This is a genomic window from Pseudanabaena sp. BC1403 (assembly GCF_002914585.1).
Taxonomy (GTDB): Bacteria; Cyanobacteriota; Cyanobacteriia; order Pseudanabaenales; family Pseudanabaenaceae; genus Pseudanabaena.
Genome location: NZ_PDDM01000036.1, coordinates 25,343 through 38,725 on the forward strand (window position 1 = coordinate 25,343; position 13,383 = coordinate 38,725).

Below are 13,383 nucleotides of genomic sequence, written 5' to 3' on the forward strand. Positions count from 1 at the left end.
CCATTTTGTGTTTTTAAAACCCTTAAAGCGTTTGGCTTTTAATTCACTAAAGCCTGTGTCACACTTTTGTAAATTGGTATAAAACCAAAAAGTTGCGGCACTAAGCACCACAACTTTTTGGTTATGATTTTTTCTAACATGACTGACGACAGCTATACAATTACGACAAGTATTTTAACCGTCTTTTCCCAAACGGATTTCAATCTCCTCTAGAGTAAGCCCTTTTGTCTCTGGAACTAGGAAAAAGACCAGCAACCAAGTACTCATACCAATCAATCCATAAAGCCAAAAAGTACCTGCTTTCCCAAACCATTGAATCAATGTCAAAAAGCTAATGGAAGTAATTAAACTGGCACTCCAGTTGGCAACTGTTGCTATACTCATCGCTTTAGCTCGGAGCTTCGACGGATAAATTTCGGCAATCAGCAACCAAAAAACAGATGCTAAACCAATTACAAACGACGAAACGTAAATCATTAAGCTGGCAATAGTAAGCCATCCCATACTCACATCTGGCGATTGTGAAAAGTAGAAAACCAGACCTAAGATGCTTAAGCTCACCACCATTCCCAATATTCCGCATAGCAATAATGGCCGCCTTCCTACGCGATCTACTAACCAAATGGCTAATACCGTTGACAAAAAATTGATCATCCCTATTCCAATAGTTGCCAGAATTGCGATCGATGAAGACTTGAAACCAGACAATTGCAGAATAGTAGGGGTAAAGTAAACAATCGTGTTAATACCTGTAAATTGCTGCAACATGGCTAAACTAACGCCAATAAAAAGAGCAGGTCTAATGCTTGGTTGGAGCAATTCAGACCAGTTACCAGATCGCTGCTGTAAGACGGTTTGAATTTCTGATATTTCTTGATCTACATTGGTTGCACCAGAAATTTGGATGAGAACTTTACGGGCTCTGTTCATATGATTATGGTTAATTAACCATCGGGGACTTTCAGGCATTCCTAAAATGCCTACAATTAAAATACTTGCAGGAACGACTGAGAATGCTAAAATCCAACGCCACGGTTCTACAGTTGAGCTGAGAGCATAGCTAATTGGATAGGAAATAACTAGCCCCGTTGAGAGGGCAAGTTGATTTAGAAAAACTAAAGATCCTCTTTTATCAACGGGTGCTATTTCAGATATATAAAGTGGGGTGACAAAGGAGATAGCCCCCAGTCCTATACCAACGAGTACTCGTCCGACTACTAGCAAAAAAAGCATCGGAGCCATAGCACTACATATTCCTCCAATCGAAAAGATGATGGAGAATAGTGACAGGGTATAACGTCGCCCTAAGCGATCGCTGAGAATTCCTCCTGCTACGGCTCCCACTATTGCACCTAGTGAGACAGAACTTACAAGTACACCTTGCCACAATGGAGAGAGTGCAAATTGCTCGCTAATAAACAAAATAGAACTAGATATGGCTCCGATATCGTAGCCAAACAACAAGCCACCCAGAGCAGAAATTACAGCAGCAATATAGATAATGCGAAAATTCTTCTGACGGGTATTTATCATGTTTGCTCTTGACCAAGTTCAGGTTGGCGGAATTTCCAAATAGGATCTTCAACTCCTGCTTGGGAAAAACCACGATCGCGGATCAGACAGGCATGACATTTACCGCAACCACCCTTGATCCCAGCGTAACAAGTATGAGTTAGTGCAAAAATTTCCTCGAAGCGATCGCCTAATACATCAACTGCAAGATCGACGCTCTCGGCTTTGGTTAATTTCATTAAGGGAGTATGAATGATAAAGGAATCAGGAACGCCCCATATGCCTTCTCCAATAGCTTTCGCCATAAAATCGATAAATACTTGACGGCAGTCATAGTAACCTGCAAAGTCAGCTTCACAGACCCCTATAAAAATATCTTTAATACCAAGGACAGCAGCCCGATTGCCTGCCAAGGTAAGAAACAAGATATTACGTGCTGGCACAAACGTTGGTTCAACTCCTCCAGGCAGTTCCTCAGTGGAATCATATTGCCCTAAAGGATTGTCTGACACAAGAGGAGATGTCCCTTTTAAAATGGGACCTAATTGAATGATTTCGTGACTCGTCAAGTTAAGAGATTTGGCGATCGCGATCGCACTTTCCAATTCAACTACATGGCGTTGTCCATAATCAAATGTAATCGCATGGACTTCATCAAACTGCTTACAAGCAAGAGCAGCACAAGTTGTTGAATCCTGCCCACCGCTAAGAACACATAATGCTTTCGATCGTGTCATGATGATCTCCTAATTTAAGTAAGAACTTCAGCTCTAAAAGTTAAATCGGTTCATACAATGCACAAATTGTGCAGTCATTTTGTACATTGTATAAACCCTTGTCGTGTTTGTCTTTTTAATTCACCAAAGAGTTAATGGTTCAAGTCACCCCATAGTAATAGCATGGCTCTCCTTAATAAATTGCAAACTTGATTTAGGGGTTAAAGTGTAGACGCAGCTTGAAGTACAAGTCTCATCAATTCGGACAGCAAGCAATCCTGACAATCCTTGTTTATCAAGTTGTTCAAAAATCCATCGTGCAATCTCTTCACTAGTAGGGTTCTCTAAACCAGTAGTTTTGTTAAGAAAATAATGATCTAAATAGTCATCCAATAAAGGCTTCAGGAAATGCTTAATATCTGCATAGTCAATCAACATGCCAGCTTTAGGTCCAGATTCATGCAACGCAGTTCCACTAACGTAAACTACTCCACGCCAGCTATGTCCATGCAGTCGGGCACATTTACCATCATGGTGAGGGAGTTCGTGGGCAGCCTCAAAGCGAAACTCTTTACCGAGAATCCATTCATTCGTCATGCAACACCTATGTATTTATGAGTTTGTAGAGAGAGTCTGTAATTTGGATTTTGTTTAAGCAAATCTAGAATAATTGAAACGGCGCGATCACGCACATTCCATTCTGGCTGTAAAAATATTGGACGATCTTTGACTGTCAGTAAGTAATCATTGTAAAATTCCAATTCCTGCCCCGTACTAATTACAAATTTGATTTCGTTTGCACGTTCCCAAAAGAGTTCTTTGACGGGATAGGATGGACTGAGATGATGCTTTGGTGAAAGAGTGATCCAAGCTGATGATGGAATCTCTTGCCAGAAAGCTCCAGAGGTTTCAATATTAACCTGTCTATCTGTATCCAATAATGCTTGCACCAGTTGTGGTAACTGCTTATGGATAAAAGGTTCTCCTCCACTAATCACAACCCTAGAAGATTGTAATTCCTTGATTAATTCTGTGAACGATTTGATCTCTCTAGGTGCATTAGCTCCCCCATCACTGTAGCCAGTGTCACACCAACTACAACGAACTGGACAGCCTGATAGACGAATAAAATCTACTAGAGCGCCTATCCAGAAACCTTCCCCCTGCACAGTGCTCTGAAAAGTCTCATGAATAGGTACTTGGAGTACCTCTTGTATTGACATTATTGGGACATTCCTGACAATGACCTGAATTAAATTAAGTGCTAAATGAATATTTGGTGATCAATATATAAGGTATATGTGCAGAAAGTCAAGTTTCTGCATAGCACCAATTCCCGAGAGTCTAGTCATCGCTCAAACCCATTGAAACGAGTTACACTGACAGAATATTTGATCATCATATAACTCATGACCTGCCCAGTTCCCAAAGATCAACAACCTCTCAATGAATATGTCGAGCTTAAGGAAGCTTTCTTCTATCGCTGGGCAAAGCTGGCGCGATCGCAATATTTGCGAATATTGTTATTCATGTGGCTAGGATTCACAGTTATTTTTTCGCCAGTGGCTATGAGCATTGAGTCACCAAGCCGACATTTGTGGCAATTTATCTGTGTGGCGAGTATTGGCGGCACTGTGGGGCTAATTTTGCCAGTGTTGTTATTACTATCGGGATGGAGTCATGTGAAGCAACGGCTTGATAGCGCTAAAATTTTTTATGAAGAATCGGGCTGGTATGACGGACAAACTTGGGAAAAGCCAGAATCAGATTTAGTCAAGGATCGCCTGTTAGTTACTTATGAGATTAAGCCTGTTTTAAATAGATTACAAAAAACACTTTTGGGAATCATCGGATTTCTTGCACTTGGCTTTGGGGCTCTAAATATTTTATAAAACCAGTTTTTTGCTTTGCATCGCCTTCGGCGATGCAAAGCAAATTTTTTTGTCTTTTTATGCCCAATAGGGTGAAGCTAATTTTGCAAAACAAGACTTAACATATGTTTACAAGCAAATTAATATGTATAGCAAAACTTCAATAAAGCGTGCTTAGTCACATTTGACGAAGTTTTAAGCTTGAGACTAATTGAGGCAAGGGAATATGACTGTTTTAGACCAATATTTTGAACTTTCCGATCGCGCTAATGGTGACGAGCAAGCATTTAACGAATTGGTAGAGCTATTCGCTGAGCAAGCCGAGGTTCATCCATCGGGAGCAAAGAAAGTAGTTGGCAAAGATGAAATCTCGCAACTATATCGTAAATTTTTTCAATCCTATTCTGGGATGCAACGTGTTTGGACGACCAGAAAGACCGAGAATGGACTAGAAGCTATTTGGGCGATCGCAGGTAAGCGAGATAGTGGTGAACTATTCGCGATGCAAGGCAGACATATTGCCGAAATCGATGCCCAAGGCAAAATCTACGCCTTAGAAGTTCATGTATCCAAAGCTAGCTAACCCATCGATTGAAGAATATCTTGCCAGTTTTGATAAATTTGGCATTCACCTAGGTTTAGAGCGCATTCAACAACTGCTCGATACTTTAGGCAATCCCCATCAACAAATTCCCGTGATTCATGTCGCTGGCACAAATGGAAAAGGTTCTGTTTGTGCTTTTTTGTTGTCAATTTTGCGAGCCGCAGGCTATCGAGTTGGGCGCTATACTTCGCCGCATTTACTTGATTGGCGCGAACGAATTACGATTAATGGCGAATGGATTAGTAATGCAGATCTATTAGAGGCTTTGCATCAAGTTGATTCGGTGATCGCATCAGAGTTTCCACCAACGCAGTTTGAAGTGATTACAGCGGCGATGTGGTGGTATTTTGCTCAACAAAAATCACAGCAAAATCTGGATATTGCGATTATTGAAACAGGTTTGGGCGGTAGATTAGACGCGACTAATGTATGCGATCGCCCTCTAGTCTGTGCAATTACCTCAATTGGGCTAGATCATTGTCAGCAATTGGGAAACACCCTAGGTGCGATCGCATCAGAAAAAGCAGGAATCATCAAACCTAAATGCCCTGTAGTCATTGCCGATAATCATCCTGAAGCGATCGCTTCTTTGCAAACAAAATCAACAGCATGTGATGCGCCAATAACTTGGGTTAATGCGGCTACTCGCACAGCCACAGGTGCTATATGGCAAGATTTTGCATATTCTCTACCGTTACTGGGAAACCATCAATTAACTAATTCTGCGATCGCGATCGCTGTAGTTCAATCGTTGAGAACGCAAGGTTGGCAAATTAGCGATGATGCGTTGCGGACAGGAATGGCAAATACCGAATGGGCAGGGCGATTGCAATGGATAGAATTTAACTTGAATGGAAAGTCGCGCAAAATCTTAATTGATGGAGCACATAATGTAGCGGCGGCAGAATATCTCCGACAATTTGTAGATGAGTCTTTCCCAAATCAACGGAAGCTTTGGGTAATGGGAATTCTGAATACAAAGGATCAATCTGGAATTCTCAAAGCACTGCTGCATCCTGATGATTTATTGTATCCAGTACCTGTTCCTAATCCCGCAACGACATCACCTCAGGATTTAGCGAAGATTGCCTCTGCAATCCTCAAGACGGAGCCTCATACTTATGACGATTTGCAATTAGGACTAGCCGCCGCTTTTGATGATCAGCGATCGCTTGATATTGTAATCCTCTGCGGTTCATTATATTTAGTTGGTGAGTTTTTTAGTCAACAGTAAAATGTAGATAAACATTTGTGTTGCCATACTGCCAGATTGTGACATGCGAATGGGAATCACTACTTTAGCGCCATGCTGGGCAGGGCTTGTTGATTAATAGCGTAATATAAAACTTAGAGCCGTTAAAATCCAATTATGAACCAGCGATCGCTAATTTTTCCAATTATTCTTGCTAGCCTTGCATTCACAACTTCACCTGCGGCGGCTCAATATTCAGGTTTAGGTAAAGATAGCCTCGATCCTGCAATTCTGAAACAGTATGCTCCTACAGCATTACCACCAGCGATAACGCGCCCAATTGAATCCATTTTGGATGTGCGATCGCCCGGGCTAGGCATGGTGACACCCGATGGGAAGCAGATGTTCTTTACATGGGGAATTACGGGAACTGTGCAAGTATGGAGACTAGATGGAGCGCAAAAATTCCCTGTACAAGTAACAGGCGGACAGGATGCCACAACCATTTCAGGAATGACTCCTGACGGTAAATACTTAATACTGTCACGCGATCGCCAAGGCGAAGAAAATCCAGGGCTATATTTGCAATCGACAAAGGGCGGAGAATTAGAGCCAATTCAGCACTTAAAAGGTGTGCGGACTTCGCTGCAATATGTAGGAAATGACTCACGCATTATTTATTTCAGTGCCAATGACATCAAGCCCGACTCGGATGTAATCTACCGTTATGATTTGCAGACCAAAAAGAAGGTGCAAATCTCTGGTGGTGATGGCATTTGGTGGATTGCTGATGTATATGTGAATCCTCAAACAGGCGATCGCGAAAAGTTTCTCTTTGCCAAAGCCACAGGTAGCCAATCGCAGGAATATTACGAATACGATGTTAAAACTAGACAAACTACGCCTCTAATCGGTCAAAACGAGAAAGAAGAATACAGTATTAGCTACGGTGTAAAGGCTGATGAATATCTCGTACTAACCCAAAAATTCAGCGAATTTCGCCGCCTTTATCATTACAAAGACAAAAAATTCACACCAATTACACCAGAGCTAAAAGCAGATGTAGCTGACTTTAATATTGACAATCAACGCCAACGCATTCTTTACTCAATTAATGATGGAGGTTACTCTCGTTTAAGGGCGATCTCGGCTAATACCTTCGAGGAAATTAAGTTACCCGATTTTACAAACGCCGATCATGTCTACACAGGCTCCACTACTCGCAATGGCCGCTTTACGACTATCGGTGTAGAAACTGCCAAAGCCCCACGTCTCAGCTATATTTACGATTGGCAAACTCAGAAACTAACCCAATGGGTACTGCCTAGCACTCCCGAAATCGATACTAGCAAGTTTGCCGCAGCTAAGCTCGAAAACTACACAACGCGAGATGGCACACCGATTCCCATGTTTGTGTATAGTTCTCCTCAATGCGAAAACACTGTCCAAAATCCACTCGAAAAGCCATGTCCAGTCATCGTGCACTTTCACGGTGGGCCAGAAGGACAAAGTACACCAGGGTTCAATCGTTATGCACAATTATTTGTGAATGCAGGATTTGTATTTGTGGAACCAAATGTGCGCGGTAGTGATGGCTATGGTAAAACTTGGCTCAATGCTGACAATGGACGCGATCGCCTGAAGGTTGTCACAGACATCGAAGATGCGTCGATTTATATCCGCAAAAATTGGCAGATTAACGGGATCACGCCCAAAATCGGTATTGTTGGCGGGAGCTATGGTGGCTATTCTGCTCTACTCGGGATGTCCAAATTTTCAGGTAGTTATGATGCAGGTGTATCTATTGTGGGGATTAGCAATCTAGTCACTTTTTTAAATAACACCGCACCTTATCGCCGCATTCTTCGCATTAGTGAATATGGTGATCCTGTTAAGGATCTTGATGCTCTAATTGAGTTATCACCTGTGACCTATAGCGATCGCATCAAAGCTCCCTTGCTAATTATCCAAGGTGCTAACGATCCGCGTGTTCCTGTTGGGGAAGCCATCCAAATTCAAAAAATTCTAGAGCAGAAAAAAATTCCCTCGCAACTCGTCATCTTCCCCGATGAAGGTCACGGCTCTAGCAAGCGCAGCAACCAAGTTTTGCAAATTGGATATACTCTCGACTTCTTCAAAAAGTATTTACAAAAATAAGAGCATGTTTGAGAAGTTTTGCTTTAGCCCCCCTAGCCCCCCAATTCTGGGGGGAACCAGATTAAAGTCCCCCAGAATTGGGGGATTTAGGGGGCAGAAAAATTGGCTTTAGCCGAAAAACTTATATGCATTAACTTATCAAACACGCTCAAATTGATAGTTTGTGGAAGTGTTCACCTTTGGTGAATACTCCCACGAACTATTTAGGATTGTTATATGGTCAGGTAAAATTGAAGAAAAAGAATAATTTAGCTTGTATTTTGATTTGCCAAAAATCAGACTGTTGGAAAAATGGTGGCAAAGAGGTTTATCAGCGCTTGGAAGAAGAATTACGCGATCGCGGCTTAAGTAATCGCGTCCAAATCCAAAAGACAGGATGCCAGAAGCGATGCAAACAAGCACCTAATTTGGTAATCATGCCTAATAAGGATCACCATAGCTATGTTAAGTCGTCACAGGTTGAGAGCTTACTAAATCGATATTTTGGCGATCGCTTCAACTAAAGGTTAAACAGGGGCTAAACTAGGTTTAATAAATTATAAATTTTTGTAGACACTAAGAAAGCGTGATTGATACTCGTCTCGATCTTTACCCTGCCTCTACAGTTCCTCATGGTTGGCCAGGACTGATATGTCGCTATGCGGATTATTTGCCAGTTACTGACCAGACCCCGATCGTAACTTTGCATGAAGGCAATACCCCCCTTATTCCTGCGATCGCTCTAAGCCAGAGGCTCGGACGCAATATCAAAGTCTTGCTCAAATATGACGGGCTTAACCCTACTGGCAGCTTTAAAGATCGTGGCATGACCATGGCAATCTCTAAAGCCAAGGAGGCTGGTTCGACAGCAGTAATTTGTGCAAGTACAGGTAATACATCGGCGGCAGCAGCTGCCTATGCTAAGCGTGGGGGATTGAAGGCTTTCGTATTAATTCCTGACGGCAAAATTGCCCTCGGCAAATTGAGTCAAGCTCTAATTTATGGTGCAGAAGTAATTGCGATCGATGGCAACTTTGACCAAGCCTTAGAAATCGTGCGGGAAATGTCTGAGAAATTCCCGATTACTCTAGTTAATTCTGTCAATCCTTATCGTCTAGAAGGACAAAAAACGGCTGCCTTTGAACTGGTGGAAGCGATCGGTGATGCTCCTGATTGGCTCTGTATTCCCATGGGAAATGCAGGAAATATCACCGCCTATTGGATGGGATTTTCGCAGTACCATGCATTAGGGAAGTCTACGAAGTTGCCTCGCATGATGGGCTTTCAAGCGGCTGGTTCCGCACCGTTAGTGACGGGCAAAATTTTTGATCAACCTGAAACGATCGCTACTGCGATCAGAATTGGTAATCCTGCCAACTGGGCAAAAGCTCTCAGGGTAAGGGAAGAAAGCGACGGTGCTTTTAATAGTGTCACTGATGTTGAGATTTTGTCAGCCTACAAGTTCTTAGCAGGTGAAGAGGGTGTATTCTGTGAACCTGCAAGTGCAGCTTCGGTCGCTGGTTTGCTGAAAGTTAGTGATCAAATTCCTTCAGGAGCAACAATTGTCTGTGTCTTAACAGGCAATGGCATAAAAGATCCTGACACTGCGATCGCTTGCGCCGAATCTAAATTACACAAAGGCATCGCGCCAGATATTACGAGTGTTGCAAAAGTAATGGGCTTTTAAAAAAAGAACCTCCCAACGGGAGGTTCTTTTTATTGCAATGTTTTGAGTACTGCTGACATATCGCCATTTAGGATTGCGGTTACGTTGAGCCTTAAGCCCTCAAATTCGCGACTATGCATAATTCCAGCATCATCGGGAGCTAACTCCACGTATTTATCATTTTCTAAAATAAACCAATCGATCGCTTGATCCAATGTCCGCCAGACAATGTACTCTTTTACCCCATTACGTTCATAAGCACGTTTTTTAGCGTGCAAATCATAGGAAACAGTACTCGCGGCAATTTCGACAATTAATTCAGGTGAACCTGTAATATAGCCATCCTCATCGACTTGAGCATTACCACCTAGCCGAAATAAGACTGCATCTGGTTGCGGTTCGTTATCAGCATCAAGGCGAACTGTCGGCTCTATACCAACTTTTAATCCAGTCATCATTGCTTGGTATGCAATCAACCAACCAATGATTCGACCATGTGGTTCTGCATGGGGAGTAAAACGTAGGGGAGATGCCACGTAAACAAGTCCTTCGATTAGTTCTGCTTTTTTGATACTTGAGGCTGTATAACGCCGTTCAAATTCAACACGATCTAAGCGATCGCCATTTTCGAGAATAGTTAATGTTGCCGCAGAATTAGCAATAACCATAGCTAACTAAAGATCTTGTAGTCGTAATCTTACCGAATCACCGTGGGATGGTAAGCCTTCAGCTTCGGTGAGTAGGGCGATCGCACCTGAAACTTCTTTCAAGGCTTCAGGACTGTACTGAATCAAACTGGAATGCTTGAGGAAAGTCTCGACCCCCAGCGCCGATGAATAACGCGCCCCACCACAGGTTGGCAAAGTATGATTTGGTCCCGCTAGATAGTCACCCACGGCTTCAGGTGTGGCATGTCCGATGAAAATTGCCCCCGCGTGACGGATTTGATCAACTAGCTGCCAAGGTTCTTCGACTTCGAGTTCCAGATGTTCGGGCGCAAATTGATTGGATAGCTCGGCGGCGGTTTTGAGGCTATCGACAACGACAATTAAGCCATAATGAGCGATCGCTTTCTCAGTCATCAAGCGACGTGGATGACTTTCTAACATGCGATTCACTTCTTCGCAAACACGATTAGCAAGGCGAGAATCATTGGTAAGTAGAATCGAAGCTGCCATCTGGTCATGTTCGGCTTGAGCTAGCATATCTGCCGCTACATAAGTAGGATTAGCACTAGCATCGGCAATAATTAAAACTTCAGATGGCCCTGCGATCGAGTCGATCCCTACCCTTCCAAATACCTGTTTCTTGGCAAGAGTGACATAGATATTCCCTGGGCCTGTGATCATATCGACCTTGGGGATAGTTTCAGTGCCATAAGCCAAAGCTGCGATCGCCTGCGCTCCACCCACACGATAAATTTCTTCTACCCCCGCCACCTGAGCTGCTACTAAAATCGCAGGATTGATCGTGCGTTCTTGTCCAGGCGGCGTAACCATCACAATCTTTTTCACGCCTGCTACTTTTGCAGGTACGGCATTCATCAAAACAGTACTTGGATAGGCTGCTTTTCCCCCAGGAATATAAATACCAGCCGAGTCAACAGGTGTATAGCGCTTGCCCAACACTACGTCTTTATCGCCAAAGTGCACCCAGCTCTGTGGTACACGCATTTTGTGAAATTCTTCGATACGCTGATGCGCTAATTCGATTGCTTTCAGCAGCCCGCCTTTGACTTGCTGATAAGCAGCATCAAGTTCTGATCCACTTACACGCAGTTCAGCCGCCGTAAAGTCTTGTCCGTCAAACTCAGAGGTGTAATGCAAAAGGGCGCTATCGCCTTTGCGTCTAATCGTTTGAATGATTTCGGTGACGGTGGCTTCTTTATGGATCATCTGATCGTCATAGATGCGATCGCAAATCCGCTTGATTTCGGATTCTGCTTCAGTTCTCTGGGTGACAATTCGTAGCATAGATTGTGACGTAAGAAGCGATGATTAATCCTAGCTTAACCTGTATTCCTGTAAGTTGTGGGGATAAGCGGCGTAAATTAATAATGAATTCAAAGCAACTAATATAAAACTTATGCAAGTAACTGATCGCTCACGTCCAATGCATGGGGGAAATCGTCAATGGGCGGCGAGTTTTGCTGGTATTGCGCCAGAACAAATTTTAGATTTTTCGGCAAGTATTAACCCGCTTGGCCCACCAAAGTCTGCGATCGCGGCGATTCAATCGCACTTAACTGAGCTTAATCATTATCCAGATCCTGAATACACATTACTCAGACAAGCTTTAGGAAAGTTTCACCAGCTATCGCCAGAATGGATTTTGGCAGGAAATGGTGTGGCGGAGCTATTAACTTGGGTGGGGCGCGATCTTTCGCAACTATCGGCAACAGTTCTATTTACGCCAGCTTTTACCGATTATTATCGCGCTCTCAAAACTTTTGATTGTCAAGTAGAAAAGCATCCAATTCTATTTAATAATCAAGATTTAAATTTACAGGTAGAACTCCCACAAATCATCAATTCCCATACAAAAGGAATATTAATCAATAATCCCCACAATCCTACTGGGTATTTATTTTCTAGGGATAGTCTTTTACCTTATCTAGAACAATTTGCTCTAGTAGTAATTGATGAAGCTTTTATGGATTTCCTTTCTCCAGAACAGCAGCAAAGTTTAATTGATTTAGTTCCATTGCATCCGAATTTAGTGATTTTGCGATCACTAACTAAATTTTATAGCTTGCCAGGGTTACGACTTGGCTATGCGATCACTCATCCAGATCGTTTACAGCGCTGGCAAGCATGGCGCGATCCTTGGTGTGTAAATGCTTTGGCGGTAGCAGCAGGAATTGCTGTACTTGAAGATCATGAATTTCAACAGCAAACATGGACTTGGCTAGCAGTCGCAAGATCTCAACTATTTACAGGTTTATCGCAAATAACTGGTTTAAATCCCTTACCCAATGCTGCCAATTATCTATTAGTAAAAACAGAAATTGCAGGTTCCATTTTACAAAAGGAGCTATTGCAAAATGAGCAAATTCTCATTCGTGATTGTCTGAGTTTTCCTGAATTAGGCGATCGCTATTTTCGAGTTGCTATACGCCTAGAAATCGAAAACAAGCGATTAATAGAATCACTAAGTTGTCTATCCTGTAAAATCAAGTAACCGAAATATTGTCAAAGTAGGGGCTATTCATGAATTGCCCCTACGGTAGAATGAGACTAAGGATTTAGGTATATATTTCAGCTCAGCTTGGATCGCCCACGAAGGAATGCTTGCTGCTGTGGCTTTTCGCCCATGAATGAACTCTATCCTGCTCTCCAAATTCTAAAATCTCTTGGAAAGTTAAACTAATGGATAAGTTCATTCTACTTTCCCACTTTTAACCAGCCAAATACCTGATCTACAGTTAAATTTAATTCTGTTTCCAAAAAATTAGGTACAAGTAATTTCTGAGCAGCATTTATTTCACTATTGATTTCGATGGGTTGGCGATCGCGTTGAAATATTAACAGCGATCGCTCTTTAGGAAATAGTAACCATCCCATCTCTGTGCCATGTTTGAGGCAATGCAAAATATTACTGCCCACATTCCGCTCTCAAAATAAGTAAAAAAACAATTAGGAATCAGGGAGAGGGAGAAGATAATAGCGACGACAAGCGGAGGGAAA

Annotated in this window: 14 protein-coding genes; 7 read left to right on the top strand and 7 right to left on the bottom strand. The window is 42.6% G+C overall.

Features of this window, described 5'->3' with window-relative positions; all coding sequences use genetic code 11:
• Window positions 1–174: 174 nt before the first annotated feature.
• The 4 genes from CQ839_RS22340 to CQ839_RS22355 all read right to left on the bottom strand — a co-directional run bounded on the left by CQ839_RS22340 (window position 175) and on the right by CQ839_RS22355 (window position 3,451).
• The gene (locus CQ839_RS22340; protein WP_103670509.1) at window positions 175–1,533 is read right to left on the bottom strand and encodes a sugar porter family MFS transporter; all 1,359 of its coding nucleotides are present in this window, start codon (window positions 1,531–1,533) and stop codon (window positions 175–177) included.
• Window positions 1,530–2,249: a 7-cyano-7-deazaguanine synthase QueC gene (gene queC / locus CQ839_RS22345; RefSeq protein ID WP_103670510.1), complete on the bottom strand. Its 720-nt coding sequence runs from the start codon at window positions 2,247–2,249 to the stop codon at window positions 1,530–1,532. Before queC ends, CQ839_RS22340 begins: the two co-directional genes overlap by 4 nt.
• A gap of 144 nt (window positions 2,250–2,393) precedes the next feature.
• Window positions 2,394–2,825, bottom strand: a complete 432-nt coding sequence (queD, locus tag CQ839_RS22350; RefSeq protein WP_103670511.1) for a 6-carboxytetrahydropterin synthase QueD — start codon at window positions 2,823–2,825, stop codon at window positions 2,394–2,396.
• Window positions 2,822–3,451: a 7-carboxy-7-deazaguanine synthase QueE gene (locus CQ839_RS22355; RefSeq protein WP_103670512.1), complete on the bottom strand. Its 630-nt coding sequence runs from the start codon at window positions 3,449–3,451 to the stop codon at window positions 2,822–2,824. Before CQ839_RS22355 ends, queD begins: the two co-directional genes overlap by 4 nt.
• A gap of 186 nt (window positions 3,452–3,637) precedes the next feature.
• Here CQ839_RS22355 and CQ839_RS22360 point away from each other — a divergent pair, with 186 nt between their 5' ends.
• The 6 genes from CQ839_RS22360 (at window position 3,638) to thrC (ending at window position 9,718) form a co-directional block, all read left to right on the top strand.
• Window positions 3,638–4,120, top strand: a complete 483-nt coding sequence (locus CQ839_RS22360; RefSeq protein WP_103670513.1) for a CGLD27 family protein — start codon at window positions 3,638–3,640, stop codon at window positions 4,118–4,120.
• Between the two features lie 205 nt (window positions 4,121–4,325).
• Complete coding sequence (locus CQ839_RS22365; protein WP_103670514.1) at window positions 4,326–4,682, top strand: ethyl tert-butyl ether degradation protein EthD; 357 nt, start codon at window positions 4,326–4,328, stop codon at window positions 4,680–4,682.
• The gene (locus CQ839_RS22370; protein WP_103670515.1) at window positions 4,663–5,937 is read left to right on the top strand and encodes a folylpolyglutamate synthase/dihydrofolate synthase family protein; all 1,275 of its coding nucleotides are present in this window, start codon (window positions 4,663–4,665) and stop codon (window positions 5,935–5,937) included. The genes CQ839_RS22365 and CQ839_RS22370 overlap by 20 nt, the downstream gene beginning before the upstream one ends.
• Window positions 5,938–6,072: 135 nt before the next feature.
• Window positions 6,073–8,052, top strand: a complete 1,980-nt coding sequence (locus CQ839_RS22375) for a prolyl oligopeptidase family serine peptidase (protein ID WP_103670516.1) — start codon at window positions 6,073–6,075, stop codon at window positions 8,050–8,052.
• Between the two features lie 182 nt (window positions 8,053–8,234).
• Window positions 8,235–8,555 (top strand): (2Fe-2S) ferredoxin domain-containing protein, encoded by a 321-nt coding sequence (locus tag CQ839_RS22380; RefSeq protein WP_219817837.1) that lies wholly within the window; start codon window positions 8,235–8,237, stop codon window positions 8,553–8,555.
• Window positions 8,556–8,617: 62 nt separating this feature from the next.
• Window positions 8,618–9,718 (top strand): threonine synthase, encoded by a 1,101-nt coding sequence (gene thrC / locus CQ839_RS22385; RefSeq protein ID WP_103670518.1) that lies wholly within the window; start codon window positions 8,618–8,620, stop codon window positions 9,716–9,718.
• Between the two features lie 29 nt (window positions 9,719–9,747).
• Here thrC and CQ839_RS22390 read toward each other — a convergent pair whose 3' ends face one another.
• Complete coding sequence (locus CQ839_RS22390) at window positions 9,748–10,365, bottom strand: Uma2 family endonuclease (RefSeq protein WP_103670519.1); 618 nt, start codon at window positions 10,363–10,365, stop codon at window positions 9,748–9,750.
• A 6-nt stretch (window positions 10,366–10,371) separates the two neighbouring features.
• Window positions 10,372–11,670, bottom strand: coding sequence for a histidinol dehydrogenase (gene hisD, locus CQ839_RS22395; protein WP_103670520.1), 1,299 nt, complete (start codon window positions 11,668–11,670; stop codon window positions 10,372–10,374).
• Between the two features lie 112 nt (window positions 11,671–11,782).
• On the opposite strand from hisD, the gene cobD reads away from it, so the two are divergent.
• A complete protein-coding gene (gene cobD / locus CQ839_RS22400; RefSeq protein ID WP_103670521.1) occupies window positions 11,783–12,877 on the top strand; it encodes a threonine-phosphate decarboxylase CobD in 1,095 nt (364 codons plus the stop codon).
• Window positions 12,878–13,080: 203 nt separating this feature from the next.
• Here the strand turns inward: cobD and CQ839_RS22405 are convergent, their stop codons facing one another.
• Window positions 13,081–13,302 (bottom strand): Uma2 family endonuclease, encoded by a 222-nt coding sequence (locus CQ839_RS22405; protein ID WP_146048790.1) that lies wholly within the window; start codon window positions 13,300–13,302, stop codon window positions 13,081–13,083.
• Window positions 13,303–13,383 lie beyond the last annotated feature (81 nt).